Annotated in this window: 23 protein-coding genes; 15 read left to right on the top strand and 8 right to left on the bottom strand. The window is 39.0% G+C overall.

Annotated elements, in window-relative coordinates:
- Positions 1 to 18 precede the first annotated feature (18 nt).
- Positions 19 to 771, top strand: coding sequence for an alpha/beta hydrolase (locus PI20285_RS08490; RefSeq protein ID WP_057772678.1), 753 nt, complete (start codon positions 19 to 21; stop codon positions 769 to 771).
- 49 nt (positions 772 to 820) lie between these two features.
- Here PI20285_RS08490 and PI20285_RS08485 read toward each other — a convergent pair whose 3' ends face one another.
- Both PI20285_RS08485 and PI20285_RS08480 read right to left on the bottom strand, forming a co-directional pair.
- Positions 821 to 1,303: a nucleoside 2-deoxyribosyltransferase gene (locus PI20285_RS08485; protein WP_057772680.1), complete on the bottom strand. Its 483-nt coding sequence runs from the start codon at positions 1,301 to 1,303 to the stop codon at positions 821 to 823.
- Between the two features lie 21 nt (positions 1,304 to 1,324).
- Positions 1,325 to 1,969 (bottom strand): NAD(P)-dependent oxidoreductase, encoded by a 645-nt coding sequence (locus PI20285_RS08480; RefSeq protein WP_057772682.1) that lies wholly within the window; start codon positions 1,967 to 1,969, stop codon positions 1,325 to 1,327.
- Between the two features lie 141 nt (positions 1,970 to 2,110).
- Here PI20285_RS08480 and PI20285_RS08475 point away from each other — a divergent pair, with 141 nt between their 5' ends.
- The 8 genes from PI20285_RS08475 to PI20285_RS08440 all read left to right on the top strand — a co-directional run bounded on the left by PI20285_RS08475 (position 2,111) and on the right by PI20285_RS08440 (position 12,271).
- Positions 2,111 to 3,625 (top strand): gluconokinase, encoded by a 1,515-nt coding sequence (locus PI20285_RS08475; RefSeq protein ID WP_057772684.1) that lies wholly within the window; start codon positions 2,111 to 2,113, stop codon positions 3,623 to 3,625.
- Positions 3,626 to 3,708: 83 nt separating this feature from the next.
- Positions 3,709 to 3,912, top strand: a complete 204-nt coding sequence (locus PI20285_RS08470; RefSeq protein WP_057772685.1) for a PLD nuclease N-terminal domain-containing protein — start codon at positions 3,709 to 3,711, stop codon at positions 3,910 to 3,912.
- Between the two features lie 442 nt (positions 3,913 to 4,354).
- Positions 4,355 to 6,124: an SLC13 family permease gene (locus tag PI20285_RS08465; RefSeq protein WP_236698820.1), complete on the top strand. Its 1,770-nt coding sequence runs from the start codon at positions 4,355 to 4,357 to the stop codon at positions 6,122 to 6,124.
- Positions 6,125 to 6,168: 44 nt separating this feature from the next.
- Positions 6,169 to 7,665 carry a sulfotransferase family protein gene (locus PI20285_RS08460; protein ID WP_063698497.1) on the top strand — a complete coding sequence of 499 codons (1,497 nt, stop codon included), beginning with the start codon at positions 6,169 to 6,171 and terminating at the stop codon, positions 7,663 to 7,665.
- Positions 7,666 to 7,701: 36 nt separating this feature from the next.
- Positions 7,702 to 8,853, top strand: coding sequence for a sulfate adenylyltransferase (gene sat / locus PI20285_RS08455; RefSeq protein WP_057772747.1), 1,152 nt, complete (start codon positions 7,702 to 7,704; stop codon positions 8,851 to 8,853).
- 9 nt (positions 8,854 to 8,862) lie between these two features.
- Positions 8,863 to 9,474 (top strand): adenylyl-sulfate kinase, encoded by a 612-nt coding sequence (gene cysC, locus PI20285_RS08450; RefSeq protein WP_057772687.1) that lies wholly within the window; start codon positions 8,863 to 8,865, stop codon positions 9,472 to 9,474.
- Positions 9,475 to 9,513: 39 nt separating this feature from the next.
- Positions 9,514 to 10,455, top strand: coding sequence for a DHH family phosphoesterase (locus PI20285_RS08445; protein WP_158694990.1), 942 nt, complete (start codon positions 9,514 to 9,516; stop codon positions 10,453 to 10,455).
- Between the two features lie 76 nt (positions 10,456 to 10,531).
- Positions 10,532 to 12,271 carry an aryl-sulfate sulfotransferase gene (locus PI20285_RS08440; protein ID WP_057772690.1) on the top strand — a complete coding sequence of 580 codons (1,740 nt, stop codon included), beginning with the start codon at positions 10,532 to 10,534 and terminating at the stop codon, positions 12,269 to 12,271.
- A gap of 143 nt (positions 12,272 to 12,414) precedes the next feature.
- Here PI20285_RS08440 and PI20285_RS08435 read toward each other — a convergent pair whose 3' ends face one another.
- The 4 genes from PI20285_RS08435 to PI20285_RS08420 are packed head-to-tail and all read right to left on the bottom strand — an operon-like array spanning position 12,415 to position 17,130.
- Positions 12,415 to 14,283: a CDP-glycerol glycerophosphotransferase family protein gene (locus PI20285_RS08435; protein WP_082623239.1), complete on the bottom strand. Its 1,869-nt coding sequence runs from the start codon at positions 14,281 to 14,283 to the stop codon at positions 12,415 to 12,417.
- A complete protein-coding gene (locus PI20285_RS08430; RefSeq protein ID WP_057772692.1) occupies positions 14,280 to 15,410 on the bottom strand; it encodes a CDP-glycerol glycerophosphotransferase family protein in 1,131 nt (376 codons plus the stop codon). Before PI20285_RS08430 ends, PI20285_RS08435 begins: the two co-directional genes overlap by 4 nt.
- Entirely contained in the window at positions 15,398 to 16,423 is a 1,026-nt protein-coding gene (locus PI20285_RS08425) for a ribitol-5-phosphate dehydrogenase (RefSeq protein ID WP_057772694.1), read from the bottom strand. The genes PI20285_RS08430 and PI20285_RS08425 overlap by 13 nt, the downstream gene beginning before the upstream one ends.
- A complete protein-coding gene (locus PI20285_RS08420; RefSeq protein WP_057772696.1) occupies positions 16,423 to 17,130 on the bottom strand; it encodes an IspD/TarI family cytidylyltransferase in 708 nt (235 codons plus the stop codon). The genes PI20285_RS08425 and PI20285_RS08420 overlap by 1 nt, the downstream gene beginning before the upstream one ends.
- A gap of 272 nt (positions 17,131 to 17,402) precedes the next feature.
- Between PI20285_RS08420 and PI20285_RS08415 the strand changes: the two genes are divergently transcribed.
- The gene (locus PI20285_RS08415) at positions 17,403 to 18,443 is read left to right on the top strand and encodes an oxidoreductase (protein ID WP_057772698.1); all 1,041 of its coding nucleotides are present in this window, start codon (positions 17,403 to 17,405) and stop codon (positions 18,441 to 18,443) included.
- Between the two features lie 26 nt (positions 18,444 to 18,469).
- Here the strand turns inward: PI20285_RS08415 and PI20285_RS08410 are convergent, their stop codons facing one another.
- On the bottom strand, positions 18,470 to 18,730 hold the full coding sequence (locus PI20285_RS08410) for a hypothetical protein (RefSeq protein ID WP_057772700.1): 261 nt from the start codon (positions 18,728 to 18,730) through the stop codon (positions 18,470 to 18,472).
- 135 nt (positions 18,731 to 18,865) lie between these two features.
- Here PI20285_RS08410 and PI20285_RS08405 point away from each other — a divergent pair, with 135 nt between their 5' ends.
- The 4 genes from PI20285_RS08405 (at position 18,866) to PI20285_RS08390 (ending at position 21,871) form a co-directional block, all read left to right on the top strand.
- The gene (locus PI20285_RS08405; RefSeq protein WP_057772702.1) at positions 18,866 to 19,189 is read left to right on the top strand and encodes a helix-turn-helix domain-containing protein; all 324 of its coding nucleotides are present in this window, start codon (positions 18,866 to 18,868) and stop codon (positions 19,187 to 19,189) included.
- Positions 19,190 to 19,305: 116 nt separating this feature from the next.
- Complete coding sequence (locus PI20285_RS08400) at positions 19,306 to 20,151, top strand: sulfite exporter TauE/SafE family protein (protein WP_057772704.1); 846 nt, start codon at positions 19,306 to 19,308, stop codon at positions 20,149 to 20,151.
- Entirely contained in the window at positions 20,151 to 20,552 is a 402-nt protein-coding gene (locus tag PI20285_RS08395; protein ID WP_057772706.1) for a DUF1634 domain-containing protein, read from the top strand. The genes PI20285_RS08400 and PI20285_RS08395 overlap by 1 nt, the downstream gene beginning before the upstream one ends.
- 194 nt (positions 20,553 to 20,746) lie before the next feature.
- Entirely contained in the window at positions 20,747 to 21,871 is a 1,125-nt protein-coding gene (locus PI20285_RS08390; RefSeq protein WP_057772750.1) for an NADH-dependent flavin oxidoreductase, read from the top strand.
- 46 nt (positions 21,872 to 21,917) lie between these two features.
- Here PI20285_RS08390 and PI20285_RS08385 read toward each other — a convergent pair whose 3' ends face one another.
- A complete protein-coding gene (locus tag PI20285_RS08385; protein ID WP_057772708.1) occupies positions 21,918 to 23,129 on the bottom strand; it encodes a DUF2075 domain-containing protein in 1,212 nt (403 codons plus the stop codon).
- 129 nt (positions 23,130 to 23,258) lie between these two features.
- Here PI20285_RS08385 and PI20285_RS08380 point away from each other — a divergent pair, with 129 nt between their 5' ends.
- Positions 23,259 to 23,783 carry a GNAT family N-acetyltransferase gene (locus PI20285_RS08380; RefSeq protein ID WP_057772710.1) on the top strand — a complete coding sequence of 175 codons (525 nt, stop codon included), beginning with the start codon at positions 23,259 to 23,261 and terminating at the stop codon, positions 23,781 to 23,783.
- Positions 23,784 to 23,871 lie beyond the last annotated feature (88 nt).

Raw genomic sequence — 23,871 nt, 5'->3', positions numbered from 1 at the left:
GAAAGGGAAGTCTTTAGAATGAACGTTGAAGTTAAACGAGATGGGTTAATCTTACGGGGGTTATTAGAAACACCAGATACTGATGAATACGATATCGCAATTCTGATGCATGGTTTTACTGGTAACTTAGGTTATCAAAAGACCGATTTGTTGGAACAAGTCGCAAAAAAATTGCATGAGCAAGGAATTACCACCATTCGTTTTGATTTTAATGGGCACGGCAAGAGCGATGGTCAATTTCAAGATATGACAGTTTTAAATGAAATTGCTGATGGAAGTGCCATTTTAACTTTTACCAGGAATTTACCGCACGTTCGAAAGATCTATTTAATTGGTCATTCACAGGGTGGCGTGGTTGCCAGCATGCTGGCAGGTTATTATCCGGAATATATTTCTAAACTTGCGCTACTGGCACCTGCAGCGACTCTAAAAGAAGATGCTCAAAAAGGTGATTTACAAGGAACAGCGTATAATCCAAACCAAATTCCAGATACATTACCAATTAAAAAGGGCTTAATGGTGGGCGGATGTTATCTGAGAACGGCCCAAACGTTACCAATTTATGAAGTTGCAAAGCAGTATACTGGACCGGTTTGTTTAATTCATGGGGACGCAGATACTGTGGTGAATAAAAAAGCTTCGGAGCGGTATCACCAGGTTTATCAAAATAGTGAACTGCATATTGTTGAAGGTGGCTCACATCGATTTGAGTATAAAGCTCGTAAGCAAGCCTTACAGGCAGTGACTGATTTCTTTAAAAATTCTAATTAGAAAAAAGGAATTCCAACTTGGAATTCCTTTTTTTGTTAAAAACTTATATTTAAACTACATCTAAAGGCACATATTTATTCTGGAGATTGTAAAAATCGTAGGTTGCTAAATTAGCAATATCCGTTTCACCATTAAACATCGCCGTATAACTGCCGGCAAGCATTAAATTGATGGCTTGTTTCTCATTTTTATCGAAACGAACCAAGATGACCGGTTTGTGTTGCCCATGAGCATAGCCACATTCCCAAATGGTGCCAGAATCGGGAACATGTTTATCTTCCTCTAATTCATAATCTAAAATAGCGACCACGAGATCAGCTTGATCAATTTGGCGAATATCGGCGTTGAAAGTGGCAATTTGCCATTCAAAGGAACCTACCTCTGCGGCAGTATATTCATCCTTACCAGGAAGAAATATTGCTTCTGAGTTGATTGTTTGATTGTTTTCAAGCAGGCTTTTAACTGTATTTACACGGTAATTTTGGCCTTCACTAAAAAATGGTCCAGCTAGGTATACGGATTTGGGTTGCATTGAAGTTCTCCTTTAGTTTGTTTATTTATTGCGAACAGTGAAACGTGCTTGGTGGATACTTGGTTTTTCGAGCTCATCTAAAATTGCGGCTGCCATTGTGCCAGAGGAAACTTCTGATTTATTATTTTCATCAAACAATAGTTCATCAGATCCGCGTACATAAGCAGTCTTGGGTCCATCTACAAAATTTGCAGAAGGGGAAACACCTACCCAGTTGACATTGGTAACGGTGCGTAAAAAGTTGAGCTCATGTAATTGAGATTGGGGAGTATCAATCCAGCCTTCAGAGTTAGGCATCTTTTGTAATTGATCGACCAATAAACCGTCCTTTGTTTGGAGACTGCCACCACCAAGAATAAAGACTAAGCGTGGGGAATCAGTTTCGCGAAAGAGTTGAATGAGCTGGGCGGCCAAATCAATATGCCGATAAGCAAGGTGCTTTCCTACTGGCACACTAAAAGCGTTAACGATCACATCTAGTCCGGCGAAATCTTGTTTGGTAAGATCGAAGGCGTTTTTTTCAATAACTGTGACGGTATCGGCAAACATTTTTTTAGCTTTGTCAGCATTTCGTACAAGCACAGTAACTTGATGGCCTCGATTTAAGGCTTCCTGTGTAATCTTTGACCCGGCTTTTCCTGTGGCACCAATAATTCCAATTTTCATATTAAAAACGTCCCTTCAATAGTTGGTAAAATTTTGTTGAACATCTATAATTAAAATTATAAAGCAAATCATAACCGAATGTTAGTAAATAGTTTATAAAAATTTGATCGGATTTAGATTGAAATACATAGGAGAAAGTTAATGAAAGCAATCATTGGCGTTGATATTGGGACAACAAGCACAAAAACAATTTTATTTGATCTGCAGGGCAATGTCTTGGCTAGTCAAAATATTGGTTATCCGTTACATCAGGATCAACCAGGAATGGCAGAAGAAGACCCTGAACAGATTTTTTCGGCTGTTATTCAAGGAATTCACGATGTCTTGAAATCAACCAAAACAGAAAAATTTGTGCTAGTTGGTGTTTCCTTATCGGCTGCTATGCACAGTCTGATTTTAATGGATCAGAACAACCGGCCTTTAACGCGGGTGATGACCTGGGCAGATAATCGGTCAGAAAAAGCCAGTGCGGCATTGCAAGAGAATGGTGTGGCGCAATCATTGTATATGAAAACAGGAACGCCAAATCATCCGATGACCCCCTTAACTAAAATTATGTGGTTTCGTCAGGAACAACCAAATTTATTTGCGAAAGCAGCAAAGTTTATTGGTATTAAAGATTACGTGTTGTTCAAGTTATTTGGTCGTTACGTGATGGACTATGGACTGGCTTCGGCGACGGGATTACTTAATTTACATACGCTAGATTGGGATCCACAGGCGTTAGAAACTGCCGGAATTTCTAAAGAACAATTGCCTAGGCTGGTGGATACTGAAACACAGCTCACAGGTTTAAGCGAATTGAACGCCCAACGGATGGGGCTAAAAGCAGATGTACCATTCATCATCGGGAGCAGTGATGGGGCTTTAGCTAATTTAGGGGTTGATGCGATTTCTTCGGGTAAATTAGCCGTAAGTATTGGAACCAGCGGTGCGGTCCGGATGGTAGTTGATCATCCAGTGTTTGATCCACAAGGAAAATTATTTTGTTATGTGTTAGGAAAAGGGCGTTGGTTAGTTGGCGGACCGGTAAACAATGGTGGCATTATTTTACGTTGGGTTCGAGACCAATGGTTTTCTAAAGCTGAGAAACCTACCTATCCAGAGTTAATGCAGTTGGCAGCTCAATCAGTCCCAGCGGCACATGGGCTGATTTTCTTGCCATACTTGGGCGGTGAACGGGCCCCAATTTGGGACGCGAATGCTCGTGGGACGTTTTTTGGATTGACGCGTCAGCACACGCAAGCAGATATGATTCGGGCCGTCCTCGAAGGGATCGTCTTGAATTTGTATGAAGTGGCTCAAAGAATCAAGCAAGTTGCCGGGCCGATTACGAGTATTCAAGCAACCGGTGGCTTTTCGCAAGCCGATCTGTGGCTTCAAATCTTAACGGACTGTTTTGACCAGCCGGTAACGGTTTTAGATAATCATGAAGGCTCAGCCCTGGGTGCCGCCGTAATGGGGATGCATAGTCTGGGATTAGTATCTGATTTGACGGAAGTGCATCAGTTATTATCAAGTGCGAAACAATGGCTCCCAGATCAAACGCGCGCCAAACGGTATCAAGAATTTATGAAAATTTGGTCGGAAACGAGTCGCTTGGTTGAACCAGAATACGCTAAGATTGCAGCGTTTCAACAAAAGTATTTAGACTAGAGTATCAGGATTGCAAACGGTTCCCTATTAGTTCATACTAGCGTTAAGTTACTAGTATTTATTATAAAAGGAGTGTGGTCGTAATGGGAAAGAAGCATGAATTTAAAAAAGAGTACTGGCCAATTGTTGTATTAGGAGGATTTATTCAATTATTTGCATTCATAGATATTCTAAAAAGCCATGAATTCAAACGAGGAAATAAATTGATCTGGAGTGCGTTGGTATTTGTATTACCACCGTTTGGCGCGTTGTCTTATTATGGTTTTGGTAAAGTTAAAACGGATTAATAATAGTTAATAAAAAATAATAAGCAGTAGTTAGTTTGATCGCGAGATTGCGGTTAAACTAACTACTGCTTTTTTAGTTTAGAGAAAATTAACATATGATGTTTTTTTGAATTCAAGCTGGAAGCAGTGGATTGGCGGGCTTTTTTAATAGAATTGAACTAATGAATAAGATTAGAGGTTCGCAAAGTATTCGAATTTGATTCAAAAATACGCTAAATCCTCAAGCAATCCTCAATTATTCTACCCCGTTAGTTCATATGCGTGGATTACAATTCTTTACAACGTTATTAGTAAGTGATGCGTATCAATATAACAATTTTCAGTTAGCAAGACTGAGCATTTAACTGTTAGCATCCTAAGAACCACTTAAAAGCATGACTTGACTAGTTCTTATTTTACTTACCATTACGAAATCCTGAAATTGGAGTGATTTAAAACGACTTTGCAAATTGCGATTGTTCTGGTAACGCTAGTCGTTACTTTTGTGCTAATGGCCATGGAAGTGACCACTCCGAATGCCGTCATCTTGTGTGCACTTGCTTTTCTCATGTTGATTGGTATTTTGTCTCCGGCGGACGCTTTAGAAGGTTTTGCTAATGATGGACTGGCCACAATTGCCTTAATGTATATTATCGCCTACTCAATTGCGAAAAGTAACGTAATTACAAGATTTTTTGATCGGGTGTTGGGAAATGGCAAATCTGAAAAACGTTCCTTATTACGGTTACTGACTACGGTGAGTCTATTTTCACCCTTTATGAATAATACGCCAATTGTATCGACTTTAACGCCCATGGTTCAAAAATGGTGTAAAAAAAAGAACTTATCGATCTCCAAATTTTTAATTCCTTTGTCTTATGTGACGATTCTCAGCGGTCTTATCACAGTGATCGGAACATCCACTAACCTGGTTGCTCAAGGGCTCCTTTCAAAATATCATTTACAACAATTTGGATTTTTTGACTTTGCGGTGATTGGGATTCCGATTACCATCGTTGGTATTTTATATTTAGTAACTTTTGGTTATCGTATGTTACCAAATTACAAAAATAACAATGTGGACAGTGTCATAGAATCACCAAATGAGTACTTAATTGAAATGTCGGTTAGTGATGACTTTCCTTATATAAACCAAACAATTAGCGCTGCCGGGCTTCGTAACTTGGACCACGTCTTTCTAGCCGCAATTAATCGTGAAGGGCAGCCCCTTGTGCCAGTTAATGAGGATATGACGCTTAAACGGGCTGACAAACTTTATTTTACTGGGTCAGTGAACGAGGTGAACGACTTACTACAGATTCCGGGATTGCTTCCAAGTACCGGACATATCGATATGGAAGACGTCACAAATGAACATGCCCACATTGTGGAGCTGTCCATTCCAGATAGCTCGGCCTTGATTAATCAAACGGTTAAATCAGCTAATTTTCGTGATGTTTATGGTGGCGTCATTATGGCGATCCATCGAGATTCTGCAAAATTAAGCGGCCAAATTGGCAAAATTAATTTAAAAGCTGGTGATGACTTAGTCGCAATTACGACCAACGAACCGGAACAATTGGACACGATGAAAGATTTACACGTTTTTAATGAGCAATTAACAAAAGTTAACAAGAAGGGCTATAAAGATTTCTTGCCCGTATTGCTGCTTGTTGCTGCCATTGCAGTGTCAACAATGGGCATTGTAGACCTCTTCGTTGCCTTATCGGTTGTCTGTGTGATCTTATTTTTTACAAAATGTATCAATATTAAGGATGTTACCCGGGCAGTTGATATGAATGTGCTGTTGTTGGTGGCCAGCAGTTATGGATTGGGACTGGCAATGTCGAATGTGGGAGCCGATAAGTTTATTGCTAAATCTCTCACAAATATTACTGGCTCGGCTAATCCAATTATTTATATGTTTTTATTATATTTTATAACTAATTTTTTAACAGCCATTTTATCCAACGCGGCATCCTTATCAATCATGTTTCCGATTATTGTTTCAGCAGCTAAGTACATGAATCTACCGGTGATGATGTTAGCTATGTTAATTACCATTGCTGCAACGGCGGATTTTTCCACGCCAATTGGGTATCAGACAAACCTAATTGTATACGGACCGGGGCATTACAAGTTTACGGATTACTTTAAAGTAGGGGTGCCACTAAATCTGATTTGTATGGTGATTTGTGTTTTTGTCACATATTATGTGTACGTTATTTTTTAGAGAATTGATGACCTAAAAAAATAAAAATAGATAGGAAGATGCAAATGGCTATTCGAATTTTACAGAAATTATTCCCGGGATTACGAACCAAACGCGCTGTTTTAGTTTTAGGAAGTGGGCGCTCAGGAACGTCAGTTTTGACAAAATGCATTAATTTCATGGGTATCTCGCTTGGAACTGATAATCTGTTGGCACCAAGCAAACGAATTAATCCCAAAGGTTATTTTGAAAATAAAGATGTTATTAAAATTCATAAATTGTTGGGCAGCAAGATTCGCTACCGTCCAGCCTTTAAAGGGTACTATGACAGTTCCAAAATAAAAAAGGATCGCACCGATCTGACTAAGTACCTTTCCGATAAGTTTCAAAAAGAAGAATATTTGGTCATTAAAGACCCTCGGATGAACGATTATATCGAGTTGTGGCAACATGTTTTAGATGATATTTCTGTTGAGTCGGCCGAGATTATTTTGATTCGTAATCCGCTTGATGTGGTAGCTTCCAATTCAAGGGCTTGGCACCGAGATAAGATTTTAGCCTTACGTCAGTGGCAAGTTCGAACTTTACTTTCATTGCGCGATACAAAAGGATATCCCCGGATTGTAGTTAGTTACGAAGATCTCTTTCACAAGACGTTACCCACTTTACATCGCCTTGCAGATCAGCTGACATTGCCGTGGCCAAAAGATGAACAGGTTTTACAAGATAAAATTGATGGATTTATTGATCCCAATCTGCAAAAAAGTGACAGTGGCGAAAGTATGGAAGATTTTAAAGCTGAAAAAAATTTGGAAGATGATGTAAAAGAACTGTATTTATTAGGCGTTCAGGCGGCCAATGATGATGAGTTTCTAGCATCGGATAAATTTGATAAGCAGATTAATGAGTTAATAGATCGTTACGTCGAAAAGTATGGGTCTTTATATCGTGATTTTAATGTAAAAATTGACAGCAAAACAACGTATGTTTATGGATCTAATGCCGATCAAATTAAACAAGTGAATACGCTGTTGAGTAAGCATGGCGTTCAGATGGATGATAAGAATTCGGGACGCATTCATAAATTACAAAAAGCGGTTAGTGATCGAGTAGCTGCGCAACCGGAAGCTATTGCGACTTATGACAAAAGTATGGCGTATCTTGAGGCTAAAGAAGACTTAAATAATTATATTCGTAAATCTGCCAAATATAAGCCTGTTTGGGGAATTGGGGATGCGTTAACCAGTGAAATCGTTGAAATGTTGATGACCATTAATGAAGAAATGGCGTTGGACACGCGCAACATTTTGATAGTTGACGATCAAGCGATGGTCAAAGATAGTACAAACAAAGCAGATCTGCTGAAAAGATATAACCGTGTTTTAAATCGAATCAGTGACCATCCCCATTTAGTAGTTTTAGCATCATCTTTAACTAAACCAGAAATAGCCCAGCAGATTATTGATTTTGTTGATGCTGATAATGAATCTGAACAACTTGCTGGTTATCAGCATGAAACTACTGAAGAAGTGACTGAATTGCGCAAAATTGGCACAGTATAAACGATCAGTTTAGTAAAAAGAGAAATGGAGAATAATATGGATAAAATATATGGAATCACCCCACATGGTGGGAAACTAGTTAACTTGAAGGATTTGTCAGAAAAAACTGCTGTTACAGCAGAAAAGCTTCCTAAACTAACAATCAACAATTGGAACATTTCTGATTTAGAATTGCTGGCAATTGGCGGGTTTAGTCCCTTAACTGGCTTTATGTCCGAGGCTGAATATAAATCAGTTGTTAAAACGATGCATTTGCCTAGTGGTGTGGTCTGGAGCATTCCGATTACGTTGCCAGTTTCTGAAGAAAGAGCTTTGCTGATCGATGTTGGCGAAAAAATTGCTTTGGTTGATGCTGACGGGACTGTCTATGGCACGATGACCGTGACTGATAAATTCAAACCAGATAAATTATTAGAAGCGGCCAAAGTTTATGGGACTACTGAAGCAGCTCATCCGGGGGTCAAAAAAATGTATGACACGGGGGCTGTGTACCTAGGCGGACCTGTTAAATTATTGAAAATGCCAGATCATGGTGAGTTCAATGATTTCTATATGGAACCAATCGATACTCGTAAAATGTTTCATGATTTGGGTTGGAAAACAATTGTTGGTTTTCAAACCCGAAATCCCATTCATCGGGCGCATGAATATATTCAAAAAACGGCGCTTGAAAGTGTCGATGGTTTATTATTAAATCCACTGGTTGGTGAAACCAAAGCAGATGATATTCCTGCGGATGTGCGAATGAAGAGTTATCAAGAAATTCTGCGTTACTATTATCCAAAGGATCGGGTTCGGTTAGTAATTTATCCAGCTGCAATGCGCTATGCCGGACCACGTGAGGCAATCTTACATGCCATTGTCCGTAAAAATTATGGCTGTACTCATTTCATTGTGGGTCGTGACCATGCCGGTGTTGGTGATTACTATGGCACCTATGAAGCACAAGAATTAATTTCTTCAGTTGAAAGTGAAATGGGCATGCAGTTCTTCAAGTTTGAAAATTCTTTCTATTGTAAAAAATGTGGGTCAATGGCCACGGCCAAAACTTGTCCTCATGGTGAAGAGGATCATATTTCTTTAAGTGGAACGAAAGTCCGTGGCATGTTAAGGGATGGCATTGTTCCGCCAAAGGAAGTTTCTCGTCCGGAAGTGGCGCGAGTCTTGATTGAAGGTATGAGAAAGTAGGGGGTCTGGATGGAAAAATCAGAAAATATTACTTGGCAAGCAACAAAAGTTGATAAGCAACAACGACAAACGCGGTTTGGACATAAAAGTGCTGTGCTTTGGTTTACAGGCTTGTCTGGTTCTGGAAAATCAACCATTGCAGTTGAACTTGAAAAACAGCTTTTCGAACGCAATATTAATAGCTATGTTTTAGATGGTGATAACGTTCGTTTTGGGCTTAATCGTAATCTCGGCTTTTCTGCCGAAGATCGCACTGAAAATATTCGGCGAATCGGTGAGGTTTCCAAACTCTTTGTTGACGCAGGCACAATTACATTGACGGCATTTATTTCTCCGTATCGGGCAGACCGTGATCATGTTCGAGAGATTTTAGGGGATGAGGAGTTTATTGAAGTTTTTGTTGATACACCCATTGAGGTTTGTGAGGATCGTGATGTGAAACATCTTTATGAAAAGGCGCGTCGTGGCGAAATTAAGGGCTTTACGGGAATTGACGCTCCCTATGAGACGCCAAACAACCCTGAAATAACTATTGATACCTCCACACAGTCACTGGAGGCTTCTGTTCAACAAATTATTGATTATCTAACCAGTCATGGCTACATCTGCACTGCTGGTTAAAAATTAAGGAGATGAATTAGGCAAATGCTTTCGAAAATTATGGCATTAATTAAGGCGCATCAGCGAATTTATATATATCGTCATGTCAATCCAGATCCCGATGCGATTGGAACGCAAGCTGGATTGGTGAGAATGTTGCGGCTTTCGTTTCCAGAAAAGCAAATTTTTTCGGTTGGTTCGCCCAGTTCATCTCTGGCATGGATAAGCGAAGAAATGAGCGTAACCAACTTGCCTACGGTGAACGATTTAGTAATCGTGGTGGATTGTGCGAATCAGGCGCGGATTAATGGGCCATTGCCAGTTGCACCAACTATTAAGATTGATCATCACCCGAACCTGGATCCTTATGGCAAAGAAGTTAACTGGGTCGAAGACGATGTTTCTAGTTGTGCGGAACTGATTTATAAGTTATATCAAACGGATAGCTCCGAACTTGTTTTTGATTTACAAGTCGCTAATGATTTATATGCAGGAATTGTTGGTGATACAGTAGATTTTTCTACGGCTGACACAACGAGTGAAACATTCACGACGGCGGCTGCTTTACGGCGGTTGGGCGTAGATGTAGCTACTATTAGTCATCAAGTGACGGCTATTAATTTGCGGACGAGCCGCTTGTTTGGGTTTGTGCTGAACAATCTTGAAGTAGATCAAAATGGACTGGCATGTATAATCATTCCCCAAGGGGTTTTGAAAAGTTATGCGATAGCCTGGGGTGAAGAGGATGCAGTTGTTTCTTTACCGGGCAAGCTTGAAGAGGTTGAAATGTGGTTGATGTTTATCGAAAGTCCGGAGGGTAATTATCGGGTTCACATTCGATCTAAAAAAATTCCGATTGATGGCATTGCCCGTCAGTTTAACGGTGGTGGCCATCCATTGGCGAGTGGCACATACGTTGATAGCTTAGAAGAAATCGAAGCGTTGATTCAAGCAACGTATCAAACCCTTGTTGGTAAACCAATTAGTGAACTTAATAAGTAGTGGAGTTTCCGAACATTTTTAAGGAGATTTGTTCGGAATTTTTACTTATCAAATTGTAGTGGAGGAATGATAAAAAATGCACAAAAAAATAAAAAGGCTCATCGCAATTATTGTGGTTGCTTTGGTAGCCGGATCAGCTTATTTTTATGAAACTTCGAAAACGAGTTCTACTAGTAAAGTCACTACCAGTAAGGTTCGTTCAGCTAGTGCTGTAAAAAAAGATATCAATTCTCGTTTAGTATATGGCGAAATTAACGCTCAAAAAAGTACGACGAAGAGTCTGAAAAACAAGGCTAGCAGTGGTAAATACACAATTAACAATATCTACACTAAACTGAATCCTTACGGAGTTTCACCGTTAACTGCAATGGCCATTTTTAAAACAGATAAAGCGGCCAAGGTTAGTTATACAGTGGTGGGGAAGACAGCCAAAACGTCGATCACCAACTCAGTTTCAAAATATAGTAAGTCACACTCGCTACAAATACTAGGGTTATATGCCGATTACAATAATACCGTGAAAATCAAAGTTACTTATAAAAATGGCCAGTCGGTTACAAAGACAATTCATATAAAAACGGCAAAAGTTCCAAGCTCCTTATCTTCAATTAAGATTAAGGTAACCAAAGCGAATAAGAAGAAAATGGAAACCGGTAAGGGAAATGCTAAATTGACCTTCATGGTCCGGACAACGATTTCAGGTAGTAAGGAAGCAAAAAACTTCTCCTTTGGAATTGATGCCGATGGCGCGATTCGTTGGTATACCACCCGGCCAACGTCACATATTTTCAAACAACTTAGTAACGGCAATTTGTTGATTTGGACCAAATCAAAAGCTTCAAATTCCTATTTCAATGAGTTGGTTGAGATGAATTATGAAGGAAAAATTACGCGAACCTACCGTCTTAATCATAAAGCGTTAGGCAAAGCTAAAGGCTCTAAAAAGCAAAATAATAACCAGATTCACCATGATGTCACAGAGTTGCCTAATCAAGATTTGATTGCAACCGTTTCTGATGGTGGGCGGACTTACGTGGAAGATACCATGATCGTGATTTCGCATAAGACAGGTAAAATTACGAAAGTTATCAATATGAAGAATATTTTGCCAAGTAAATTTTATCAGAAATATACCGCAACAAAATCGAATAAGTATATGGGTAAACGCGATTGGTTCCACGAAAACTCGGTGTATTACGATAAAACGGATGACAGTCTGATAATTTCTAGTCGAAATCAAAATCTGGTCATGAAAATTGATTACAAGACCCAGAAAATTAAATGGATTCTCTCTGGGAAGAAACGTTCAGCCTGGCCGAAGAGTTATCGTAAGTACTTGTTGAAAGCTTCTGGTAAGATTTCTTGGCCCGGTGGACAACATGCGGCGATTGTAAATCCAAGTACACTTGGAAATAAAAATTCTCTGAATGTCTTGATATTTAATAATAATGTGGCTGTAGGTGATACAAAAAAATCACTTAAGAGTTCATCTGGAAAGTACTCTGAAGGGGTTGAGTACAAGATTAATGAAAAGACGATGACCATCAAGCAAGTTGATAGTTTCGGGAAATCACTTGGCAGCAAGAATTTTGCCAATATCATCGGATCTAATCGCTACTTAAATGCGACGAATCGTTTAATCGATTTTGGGTGGTTGGATAACGGCGATGCGGCCAATGTCATTGAGTACGACAGTAAGACGAATAAACAGATCTTTAATGTCAAATTAACGAACCTTGGCAGTGGTGGCTATGTTTATCGAGCAGAGCGGTTCTCGTTGTTCCCGACTAAACATAGTTATGGATCAAATGAATAACCATAGGATATAAACGACGCTTCATGATGACAACTCCAGTCATCATGGAGCGTCGTTTTTAGATAACAAAAAAAGTGACGAGACAACTTACTAGATAATTTCCTAGCAGGTATCTCGTCGTTCTTTTTAGCTATTTAAAGCAGTTATTTCAATTTACCCCATTGAGGAATTGTCTTTCCGTCTGGTGTAACATCGTCAGGGGTTTGCTGATTGTTTTGATCATCTGGATCTTTGAAACCATTAATGAGATTATCAACAAAACGTTTGCTGGCATGTCCATCAGGTTGATCAAAGAAGTAATCAACAAATGAGTCTAACTTCTGTTTATCAATAGATTCGTGTTGAATTTGTGCAATTAACTCGTCGGTAGTTTCAGCTAATGAACCTGGAATGAAGTCCAAGTAATCAAAGTAAAAGCTGCGTTTTTGCATGTAGTCTGTTAAGTCTGGTGCGAAGAAAATCATCGGACGTTTTAACAGCGCATATTCAAAACAAACGGAGGAATAATCGGTAATTAGTTCGTCAGCAACCATCAGTAAATCATTTATTTCACGAAAGTCGGAAACATCGTGGAAAAAATCAGCGTATTTGTATGGAATATTTGGTTGATTTTGAACAAAGGGATGAATCTTTAACAAAAAAACGTAGTCTTTATGGAGCGTTTTGTAGAGTTTATTAAAGTTAATATCTTCAAACGGATAATAGGCTGATTGTTGGCCATTACCTCGAAAAGTGGGGGCAAACAAAATAACTTTTTTGCCCTTAATATAAGGTAATTCTTCTTGTAATTTTTGGCGGATTTTAGTCTGATACTCTTGGTCAAAAAAGACGTCTGTTCTTGGAATTCCGGTGGTAACAATGTTTTTTTCTGGAATTCCAAAGCCTTCTGCATATTTGTCGGCTACGTGCTTTGAAGAAACGAGTGCTTTGGTGTAGTTGCGATGGTTTAAAGAGTCTAATTTAGGCCCGCCGGGCATGCCAACCCGACTGTAGCCAAAGGTCTTAAACGCGCCTACAGCATGCCAAACCTGAATTAGATCAGCGTTATGGCGAATGGTAAGCGGGTAAATCGTGGGGTAAAAGTCATCTAGTAGGATATAGCGGCTGGTCGCAAACGCTTTTGCGAGTGTGAAAACTTCCCGCCAAGATTTTTTGGCCTTGATACTGGGTTTTAAATAAAATGAAATCTTGAATTTAGTGTCTCGTTTTAGGAGCTCTTGATAAATAAACTCGAAGTTTCCAGAAATGCTCGTACGACTGTCAGATACAAATGAGATTTTGTGCTGATTTACGGGCAGGATATGATACCAACGATAGGCAATTTTCAACACACGACGCTTTAGCCCGCGCATCAAGGGCCGTTCTAAAACAAAATCAGTATTCAATTCGTTTTCAAGTGGGTTGATTTCACTGAGAATATTGGAACTAACTTCCAATGAGTTAGCCGCAAAATTATACTTAAAGATTAACCGGTATTGAGAATTCTTCTTTGCAGAATAACTTGTCATGTTGGTGATGTAGCTTAAATCATGATCGCAATCCAAAATCTTACCCACGGATGTTCGTTGAATTAACCAGCCATCGGAAAGATATTGTTTTAATTGAATTTGAATCTTATATTGACCAGGTTCGAGCGGCTTTCCCTTATTAATCACAGCGAAGTTAGCCACTCCTGAGTATCCCGCTACTGGAAAGCGCGCGTCGTCACTGGATTGATTTACGAGGGGAATTTCGATATCATCAACCCCGTCTTTAGAAAGAACCAGACTTTTGATGATTTTTTCTTCATCTTTTTCTGGAAACTTTTCGAAAAACGCCGTTCCGGAAATTGTAAAATAAGCACCATTAAAATCAATGGTGTTCACGCGGCGCTTAATCAGCGAATTGACACCTTCAACCAAGTGGGGCGCATCATAATTTGGTTTCACCTCTTCTTGTAGAATTGCGTTTGTTTGGGTTGGTCGAAATATTCGGCGTAATTTATTTTTAATTCTTCTTAGTAGTTGTCTCATAATTTCTGCTCACCGTACCTATTTATTGAGGTTAAGAATTGATAGACGCGGTCACTGTTGCGACCATCTTGTTTTGGAAAATTTTTTTGTTTTAATTGGCGAACGTAATTGAGATTAATTTTTGGAAGCTTATTATTAATAAAGTCGATCATAGCTGGGGCTGTTTGAAAATTGGGCGCATTCAAATATTGAAGATAACCAACATAAAATCCCTGTTGTTTCGCATAGTCTTGATAGTCGGGAGTAAATAATAAGATGGGACGCTCAAAGTAACTAAAGTTAAGCAAGAGGGACGAGTAGTCGGTGATAAAAGCATCCACCGTTTGCATCAGCCTTTTTACTAATGCCGGATCTTGGAATAGATGAATATTTTTGGGTAAATCTTGAATGTTTTTCTTCATATTAACATAGGGATGAATTGAAATGTAAATTTCCCAGTTATCATTTAATGTGGGCGCGGCACTAATCAAGGCATCTACAGCAGTTCGTACCTGGTTAGCATCATCTGTCCGATAGGTGGGTGAATATAATAAGCGTTTTTTGTGGTTTGGCGCTAAGCTAGTTGTCGTTTTAGCGAGTGTATCTAGCATGGGAGACCCAAGGGGTAAAGCTTGGCTCTTTTTAATGTCAAAAGCATCCACATATGCTTGGCGATCCTCTTGTGTATTCACAACGACCCAATCGTAATTTGTGTGGGGCTTGATGACACTATCACTGGCGTTGGGGAGACTCAGGCCAATCTTCTTTAAAGTCCCAATTGCATGCCATAGCTGAATGACCACATTTTGTTTATGTTTATTGAGAGAGTAAAGTGGGAAAAAGTAATCGTCAATTATGAATAAATGGGAAGTTGCAATGTAATAGACGGCGGTTAATGAGACCCAGAAAAATTGGAGCCGACTTTTACTGGAGCGATCATAATGAAAACAAAATATTTTTAGTTCGTACTCACCATTTTTTTCGAAAGTTTCATATAGTTGTTTAAGGTTGTCGACTAACTGGGTATTTCGCATGGTCGCAAAGGTCACTCGTTTGGGACGAGGATGAAAAATATAATAACAAAATTGATAGTTAGTGTTGTACAAGAATTTTAATAACGTCAGTTTTATTCGCTTTAAACTTCCCATCGCATCACAGCCTTTCCCCAGGAACTAGCACTTTCTTTTTCAAAAAAATTGATGGTTTCTTTAATTGAACTTACCTTTTGAGTGACACCAATTAAGTTGCACAAACGATCACGAGTCTGATTGTCGTTTGATAAAATATCAATTGCAGACTGAAAATCAGTACGACTACTACGGCTTGATCCTCGTAAAGTTAACCCTCGTTCCAGGACCATACGGGTATTGATTTCAATTGGATTTTCAGAAACGCCCAGTAACATAATGGTTCCCATTGGATGAATGTGATTGATGATTTGATCAATGGCAATCTGACTACCTGAACCACCAGTGCATTCTAAGGCGTGGCTCACTTTTAATTCTGGAGGGACGTCACCTACTAAATAAGTATTATCGGCAAAAGAGAAATAATCTAATTTGTATTGATGACGACCAAAAATAACCAGTTTGCTTTGTGGGAAAAATGATTTTACTAGTGAGGCGACGATATAACCTAAGTTACCATCTCCCCAAACACCAATAATCCCTTCATCTGCATCTATGGTCTCTTTTAAATTTGTGAGGGCCTGAACGCCGACAGAAATCATTTCGGTAAAGGCAGCCATATTGGGTTCAAAACTTTTTGGAATCTTAACGGCCCGATCTCGACGCAAAAATACATATTCCTGCATAAAACCATCATAGCCACTAGAACGAAAATGATTATTGGAAAGATAGTTTTCTTTAATAACAGTACTTTTTTGCGAAGGGGTATTAGGAATCATAGCCACCGTTTCGCCAACAGAAAACTTATTTTGAGGATCATAAACAACCTGACCAATCGCCTCGTGAATTAGAGCCATTGGTAATTTTTTATTAAGGACCGCTTGGGAACGGCTACCGGTAAAATAACGTTGATCAGCCTGACAGATTGATAAATGGGTTGGCCGAACAATAATTTCATCTGAAGATAAGTTTTCATCAATGGTTTGTGCTTCAAATTGACGTGCACTCACTAATCTATAAACTTGATTTAGCATTAAATAATCACCCGCTTTTCTACAATTGCTTGAGCTATTTTTAAATCATATGGCGTGGTGATTTTGATGTTGGATACCTCGCCACGAACCATGTGAACTTCTTCTCCAGCTAGAAGACAAATTTTGCATGAATCAGATAAAACTGCCTTTTGAGCATTTGTTAACTGATTAAATGCTTTTTTTAAGCATTTAATATTAAAACTTTGTGGTATCTGGCCTTGATACATATATTCACGAATGGGAATTTCTGAAGCTTGGTCCTTCTCCCCACGAACGATGGTATCAATTGCTGGTACAACCGTATCAACAGCCGCGTGATGCATGACTGCATTGATGTTATCGTCAATAATCCGTTTGGTAATAAAAGGACGGACTGCATCATGGGTGACGACCGCATCGTCATCATTTAACCCAAAAGTTTTTTCAATATAAGCGATGCCGTTCATTAGGGTGTCATTTCGTTCGGCACCACCTGTGATAACAACCACTCGAGAATCTGTGACGTATTTGTGAATTAAATCTTCTGTATGTGTTACCCAATCAGCTGGGCACACCACAATAATGGCTTTAAAGCGTTCTTCTAAAACAAATTTTTCAATTGTTTGAATTAAAATTGGTTCTTTTCCAAGAGGTAGGAACTGTTTTAGCATAGGCGTATTTCCCATGCGGGTGCCTTTACCTCCGGCTAATATTTGTGCGTAAATCATAATTATCAAACTCCATTTCCTCTTAAATGATATTCATATACTAGAGGACAAATATGAAGATACTGTTATGGATTCGGAAATTTTCCTAGATTAAACGGTAGCTTTTTTGCACGGGATGCTAAGGAAAGGTTATGGCCACAGAACTGTTTACTAAGAGCACATAATCTTTTTAAGCAGAAATTAGGTGATGAATTTCTTTTTGAAATTATTGAAAACGGTTTCCATATCGCTTATGATTAGGGTATCTTGATGTTGAAGGAGATCATAAAAATATGACTTTAAAAATGGCCATTATTGGTTTTGGTAAAAGCGCCAATCGGTATCACTTACCCTATTTAAGCCAGCGAAAAAATATTCAGGTTAAATACATCTACAATCGTCGGCGTCATCCGGAACGAGAGACTGCCTATCAAAATATGGGAATTAAATTTACAACGGATTTAGACGAGGTTTTAAAAGATGATGAGATTCAGTTAATTACGATATGTACACCTGCTGATACCCATTTTGATTTTGCCAAACAAGTTTTGAAAAGTGGCAAAAATGTGCTTGTTGAAAAGCCATTTTGTAAGACAGTTGCGGAAACAAAACAATTGCTGGGCTTAGCTAAAGAAAGAGACTTAATTGCGATGCCTTATCAAAATCGGCGGTTTGACAGTGATTATTTAACTTTAAAAAAGGTTTTAGACCGCGGCTATGTTGGCGAGCCACTTGAAATTGAATCTCATATGGATAAATATCGTCCAGATGATCAGGTTCATATTGGAGACAAAATCAATGGGACTTTTTATGGGCTAGGAATTCATATGCTAGATCAGATGTTGGCATTGTTTGGGAAGCCGGAATCTGTGGCATATGATATTCGCACGATTCAAAACGAGGCAAGTACACTTGATGATTATTATCAAATGGATCTTCACTACGGTAAGTTAAAGGTCACCGTCAAGACGAACCCATTAGTGGCTGAACCATATCCTCGATTTATTTTGCATGGCACAACCGGTTCTTATTTAAAATATGATATTGACCAACAGGAAAATGACTTGAAGCAAGGTATTATGCCTGATGCGCCAGATTTTGGCGAAGATACTCCTGATAAATTCGGACATGTGAAATATCATAATAAAAATGGTGACTGGATTGAAAAACAGATCCCAACTGTTCAAGGGGATTATGGGCGGATTTACGATACTTTGTATGACAGTATTATGAATGGCAAACCTAAACTGGTTAGTGACGAAGAGACCTTAATGGATATTGAAATTCTTGAACAAGGGATTAAACAACCTAGTCCAAGTGTTGTTAAGTTTTAAAAATTAAATGGAATTCCGAGTGGTGTTTAAGCACTCTGGGATTCTTTTTTTGTTATATCACTTGAGCGCATCATGTATCTTGTGACCACAAACTGATGCCGCCGGTTGTAATGACCAAAAACAGCAATGTGCATATTCTTACTGGCCAGTGCTAAAAAATTTAAGGCATGCTGGTGAATTAAACAATTAACCTTGGCACCTTGTTGACTAGTTAATTCAAAACGAATTAGTGGCGCTAAATTTAGGACTTTAATTTGTGAAGTGATGGTTCCTACAAAATTACTCATGACTAAAACTTCCTTTCTCTAAAATTATTATACAAACGTACGTTCTAAAAGTAAAGCAATTTATTTAATCTGATAGGCATTATTCTTTACTTAATAACTTATTGTTACCATAATTAAAAGAAAAGGGTGATGATAATGGAACTGCAAGCCGAGATCATAAAAAATCGTAAACGTTTGAAGTTAACTCAGGCCGAACTAGCGAAGCGCATAGACGTTAGTGAAGAAAAAATCAACCAGTGGGAACAAGGGGGACAGCCGCCAACAATTGAGAATCTAATTGACCTTAGTAATTTATTTGAAATTAGTTTGGACCAATTAGTTCGTGGAAAAGATCAGTTAGAGTTTGAAGAATTAGCGGCAAGACCGCCAATGTCTGTTTGGGATTTTTTGGCCCGTTATTGGTGGTTACTTTTTGCGGTTGGTGGATTTTTATTTTGGGCTTTTAGCCGATTTTCTTAATGTTTTTAAAATAAACCTTAATTAATCAGTCATAACGGTCTGATTAGTTAAGGTTTATTGATTGTTGGTCTCCTTTCCATTAAAATTGGGGATATAGGAAAAGTGGGGAGAAACTTATGATAAATACAATCTTATTATTAATTGTTGTCGGATTGGCAGCCGGTATTTTTGGTGCAATCTTTGGCATTGGTGGAGGAATGATTGTCACACCGATCTTGACGCTGGCAATGGGGTTAGATATAAAATATGCAATTGGAGCCAGCATTATTTCCGTGATTGCGACTAGTTCCGGTGCGACGGTGGCTTATTTAAAAGACGATATGCTTAATTTGCGTGTGGCAATGTTTCTAGAAATTGCTACCACGATCGGGGCAATTGTTGGGGCTATCTTGACCGGTGTCCTGTCGTCTCAAGTATTGTACATATTATTTGGGTTGTTACTTTTATTTTCATCCTGGAATATGGTTCGCAAGATGCGGGCTGGAAAAGAAGTCAGTGAAGACATCCAAGCGGATTCTCTTTCTACAAAACTAAAATTAAATGGGACCTATTATGATAATGCGGTAGATAAACAAATTGACTACCAAGTTTCTAATGTTCCCGGTGGATTTACAATGATGCTCGGTGCCGGTTTAGCAAGTGGATTACTTGGGATCGGTAGTGGTGCTTTCAAAGTAATTGCGATGGATACAATTATGAAGATGCCATTGAAACCATCAAGTGCAACTAGTAATTTAATGATGGGAGTTACCGCGGCGGCTAGTGCAACAGTTTACTTCTTCAATGGCTCGATTAAACCAGAGATTGCGGCGCCATTGGCCATTGGAATCTTGATTGGTGCTGCAATTGGCTCCAAAATCATGAAACATCTGCGGGCTCGCGTTTTACGGATGATCTTCATTCCAATTTTATTCTATATTGGATTACAGATGTTCCTTAAAGGATTTGGGGTGACCATCTAATGGCACAAAATAAAAAAGAAAATTTAGCAGAAAACACGAAAAAAATTGAGGAAATGAACCAGATTGAATTGGTTATTGGCCAAGTTTTACGGGTCGGGGTTGTCATTTCTGCGATTGTTATCCTGATTGGCATTTTGTTGCTAGTATTTACAGGTAAAACGGGGTACGCCGCGAATGTCTATCCAATTACAGTAAAGGCGATCTTGACCGGAATCGTGGCACTAAAGCCTTTTGCTATCCTTATGTTAGGACTATTTTTGCTAATTTTAACACCGGTTTTACGAGTGGTGGTTTCCATTTATGCATTTGCGAAAGAAAAAGACCAACTCTATGTATGGATTACGACATTCGTTCTGGTTATTTTGATCGTAGGAATGGTAATTGGGTACTTTGGCAAATAAGATTTATACGCGTGGTATAATTAAGTTCCTTGGCAGGGGCACAACAAAACATGTGGACAAGTTGTCGGAAAGTATTCGATGACTTGTTTTTATTTTTAATATAAGTGAGAAATTACGGCCAAACCAAAATAGGCGGTAATATCTAAGGATTGGTCTATAATGAACGAGGATTATACATGAAAAGGGATGAAAGTATGTCAGAGTATCAATTTTTAAATAGCTATACTTTTGCAAACGGGGCGACCGTTAAAAATCGCATTGTCATGCCACCAATGACTGAGAAAAGCGCTTTTGAAAATGGCGTTGTGTCTAATGATGAGATTGAATATTATCGAAAACGTGCGGGTGGTGTCGGCATCCAGATTACCGGATGTGCTAATGTTTCTGATTTAGGTAAAGGGTTTGAAGGCGAACTCTCTGTTACAAAAGATCGTGATATTCCTCAACTTTCTCGATTGGCAACAGCCATGAAGAGTCAGGGTGCTAAAGCGATTCTCCAGATTTTCGATGCTGGTCGAATGACCAACACTGCCGTTTTACGAGGAGAACAACCGGTAAGTGCCAGTGCGGTAAAAGCAGCCAGATCGAATTCGGAAACACCGCGTAAATTAAGTGAGCATGAAGTTGAAAAAATCATTAAAGACTTTGGATCTGCAACCAAACGCGCAATCCAAGCTGGTTTTGATGGAGTTGAAATTCACGGCGCAAACACCTATTTAATTCAGCAGTTCTTTTCCCCAGATTCTAACCGGCGGCGTGATCAATGGGGCGGTTCTCTAGAACAACGGATGAATTTTCCGGTTGCTGTGGTTGAAGAGGTTCGTCGAGTTGTGGCGAAATATGCTTCTGCTCCGTTTATCGTTGGCTATCGAATTTCACCAGAAGAAATTGAAAATCCAGGAATTCGGCTTGACGATACAATGACTTTAATTCCGCGTTTAATTGATACGGGAATTGATTATTTACACATTTCCTTAAATAAGGTTTGGCAGTCTTCTTTGAATGATTCGACAGATAACCAGCCAGTTATTGAAAAAATTCAAAAAGTAGTTGATCACAAAGTGCCCATGATCGTGGTTGGGCAAATAATCAAACCAGCTGATGCGGAAAAAGTGATGGATGCTGGATTTGAATTTGCCGCAATGGGCCAAGAATTAATTCGGGAGCCAAACTGGGTTCAAAAAGTTGTGGCCGGAGACGAAAAATCAATCCGTTATGAATTATCACCAAGCGACTTAGACGAATTGAGTATTCCAACACCGTTATGGGATTTCTTAAACGAAGCGTTTAAAAATACGATTCATATTACAACTAAATAAAATTGAAAAACACTAACTAACAGACTTTCCTGTTAATTAGTGTTTTTTAGTTTTGCGAAAGTCTTTTTCTGAGCTCCGGTTGACTCGCATAAATATATAAGCCGTGCACACCGCGTTTTAACAGCACATTCAAAGTGTTCATAATTAGTTTGATTTTGATTTCCTGTAATTCTTTTGGGTCGGTTAAATCGGCCCGTCTTTTAAAGATTTCACTGTCAGTTACTTTATCCAGATTGACCGTTACGCGATCGGTGCTAGCCACATATTCAATTGGGGGACCCAAAATGACGCCGACATAATTCAAATCAAAACCTTGAACGGTATAAATTGAGCCGACTTCGTTGATCGTTTCGGGTTTTTCGGCCCAAGACTGACTGGAGTAGTTGTACTGATCCCAAGGCAACTTAAAATTGCCTTCCACAATATAATGCTTGCCGCCATCTAGCTTTGAAGGGTACCCAGTTGTGGAAACAATCCGCGACAAACCAACCCTTTTATTTTGATTTTTAATTAATTGATACATCTCTTCGGCATCATCCATAATTCGAAAATCAAATTGTCCGGTTTGGAGAGGAATTGAGCCGATTTTGCCGTGTGTAAAGTCATCAATCCAATCCACTAACTTGGGATCGGCTTGCATTCGGAATTGATTATGAAGAACGTAGCTGTCATGAGGATAAGGTTGCACTAGTTTGGCTAAGCGTTCACGGGTCCAAAAGCTCTTTGTTTTGAGTACTTGATTGTCGTCAAAAACTAAAATGACAATTTTACTGTTGTGAATAATTTCCGTCAGTTGATTTTGTTGATCAAAATTATTATAGCGATCCGGTCGGGACAGTAACAAATGGGCTTCATCAATCACGGCAATGTCGTACAGGACGTGATCCTTGTGGCGGCGGTTAATGAAGGTCGTGGGGCGATCAAAATCTTTTTTAAACAGATGTGGCTGTTCGCCGGCAATCTCTTGATAAACTTTCAAGAGCTCGGGATGATTAACCAAAAAGATGTTTTTAGTTCCGTATATATCACTTTCGGGATCACTGCGAGCGGCGGTTTGCAGGGTATTGAAAATCTGACTTAAAACGACACTTTTGCCAGTTCCAGCCTCTCCGTAAATTGTAAAAACGGCATGCTTAGAATGGTTAAGATGTTGCTTGATAAATTCAAGAATTTTATTTTTGAGTTTTAATTGCTCAGCAGATAACGGTTTAAATGGTGATAGTTTATAACGCGCATCGTTGACATTAGTTTCAGACATGGTGGATCCTTCTCTCTTGAAAAGCTACTTTCATATTAGGACAAAGTAGGGTGATTTTGCAATTTCTATTAAACGTGCATGTTATGCGGTGGTATACTTTAGGGCATAGAGAATAGGAGAATTACATAAATGATTAAAATTGTTGAATTAGACGAAACAAATATGGATGACTGGGATCTTTCCAACACGCCATTTGAATTGACAGGACGCATAAATCCGACCCTAAAAAACGGCGAATGGACAATCAGTGAAACGCCTTTTGAAACTGCAAAAATAACTAAATTTCCGGCAGAAAAGCCAGATGCATCGTATCTAACAGATCCCCAGAAGCAACTTTATTTTGCTTATTTAGACGGTGAAAACGTGGGCCAAATTCGGATGTTTCGGAATTGGAATAAATTTTGTTATATCGAAAACATTGCCATTAAAGAAGGCTATCGTCATGAAGGCATTGGCCAGCAACTATTTTCAGCCGCAGAAAAATGGGCCCGTGACAACGGCTATATCGGGCTGCAATTGGAAGCACAAGATGATAATTTGAATGCTTGCCAGTTTTACCAAAAGCGAGGCCTGCAATTAGGTGGTGCTGATACTTTGTTCTATACGGCCAATCCAAATATCAGTGTGGCATTACAATGGTACAAGATATTCTGAAATTAATATCTTGAAAATGGTCCGGTAGTTAACGGCAAGGCGCCATTATGACTGAACAACTAAATTCAATAGACCTGTTAGAACGAAA

This window comes from Pediococcus inopinatus, assembly GCF_002982135.1.
Lineage (GTDB): Bacteria > Bacillota > Bacilli > Lactobacillales > Lactobacillaceae > Pediococcus > Pediococcus inopinatus.
This window is presented reverse-complemented; position numbering and strand designations above follow the sequence as displayed.

What these genes read in the sequence shown, in the direction of transcription:
- PI20285_RS08490 (WP_057772678.1), top strand. Translation starts at nt 19, where the DNA reads ATGAACGTTGAAGTTAAACGAGATGGGTTAATCTTACGGGGGTTATTA.
- PI20285_RS08485 (WP_057772680.1), bottom strand. Translation starts at nt 1,303, where the DNA reads ATGCAACCCAAATCCGTATACCTAGCTGGACCATTTTTTAGTGAAGGC.
- PI20285_RS08480 (WP_057772682.1), bottom strand. Translation starts at nt 1,969, where the DNA reads ATGAAAATTGGAATTATTGGTGCCACAGGAAAAGCCGGGTCAAAGATT.
- PI20285_RS08475 (WP_057772684.1), top strand. Translation starts at nt 2,111, where the DNA reads ATGAAAGCAATCATTGGCGTTGATATTGGGACAACAAGCACAAAAACA.
- PI20285_RS08470 (WP_057772685.1), top strand. Translation starts at nt 3,709, where the DNA reads ATGGGAAAGAAGCATGAATTTAAAAAAGAGTACTGGCCAATTGTTGTA.
- PI20285_RS08460 (WP_063698497.1), top strand. Translation starts at nt 6,169, where the DNA reads ATGGCTATTCGAATTTTACAGAAATTATTCCCGGGATTACGAACCAAA.
- sat (WP_057772747.1), top strand. Translation starts at nt 7,702, where the DNA reads ATGGATAAAATATATGGAATCACCCCACATGGTGGGAAACTAGTTAAC.
- cysC (WP_057772687.1), top strand. Translation starts at nt 8,863, where the DNA reads ATGGAAAAATCAGAAAATATTACTTGGCAAGCAACAAAAGTTGATAAG.
- PI20285_RS08445 (WP_158694990.1), top strand. Translation starts at nt 9,514, where the DNA reads ATGGCATTAATTAAGGCGCATCAGCGAATTTATATATATCGTCATGTC.
- PI20285_RS08440 (WP_057772690.1), top strand. Translation starts at nt 10,532, where the DNA reads ATGCACAAAAAAATAAAAAGGCTCATCGCAATTATTGTGGTTGCTTTG.
- PI20285_RS08435 (WP_082623239.1), bottom strand. Translation starts at nt 14,283, where the DNA reads ATGAGACAACTACTAAGAAGAATTAAAAATAAATTACGCCGAATATTT.
- PI20285_RS08430 (WP_057772692.1), bottom strand. Translation starts at nt 15,410, where the DNA reads ATGGGAAGTTTAAAGCGAATAAAACTGACGTTATTAAAATTCTTGTAC.
- PI20285_RS08425 (WP_057772694.1), bottom strand. Translation starts at nt 16,423, where the DNA reads ATGCTAAATCAAGTTTATAGATTAGTGAGTGCACGTCAATTTGAAGCA.
- PI20285_RS08420 (WP_057772696.1), bottom strand. Translation starts at nt 17,130, where the DNA reads ATGATTTACGCACAAATATTAGCCGGAGGTAAAGGCACCCGCATGGGA.
- PI20285_RS08415 (WP_057772698.1), top strand. Translation starts at nt 17,403, where the DNA reads ATGACTTTAAAAATGGCCATTATTGGTTTTGGTAAAAGCGCCAATCGG.
- PI20285_RS08410 (WP_057772700.1), bottom strand. Translation starts at nt 18,730, where the DNA reads ATGAGTAATTTTGTAGGAACCATCACTTCACAAATTAAAGTCCTAAAT.
- PI20285_RS08405 (WP_057772702.1), top strand. Translation starts at nt 18,866, where the DNA reads ATGGAACTGCAAGCCGAGATCATAAAAAATCGTAAACGTTTGAAGTTA.
- PI20285_RS08400 (WP_057772704.1), top strand. Translation starts at nt 19,306, where the DNA reads ATGATAAATACAATCTTATTATTAATTGTTGTCGGATTGGCAGCCGGT.
- PI20285_RS08395 (WP_057772706.1), top strand. Translation starts at nt 20,151, where the DNA reads ATGGCACAAAATAAAAAAGAAAATTTAGCAGAAAACACGAAAAAAATT.
- PI20285_RS08390 (WP_057772750.1), top strand. Translation starts at nt 20,747, where the DNA reads ATGTCAGAGTATCAATTTTTAAATAGCTATACTTTTGCAAACGGGGCG.
- PI20285_RS08385 (WP_057772708.1), bottom strand. Translation starts at nt 23,129, where the DNA reads ATGTCTGAAACTAATGTCAACGATGCGCGTTATAAACTATCACCATTT.
- PI20285_RS08380 (WP_057772710.1), top strand. Translation starts at nt 23,259, where the DNA reads ATGATTAAAATTGTTGAATTAGACGAAACAAATATGGATGACTGGGAT.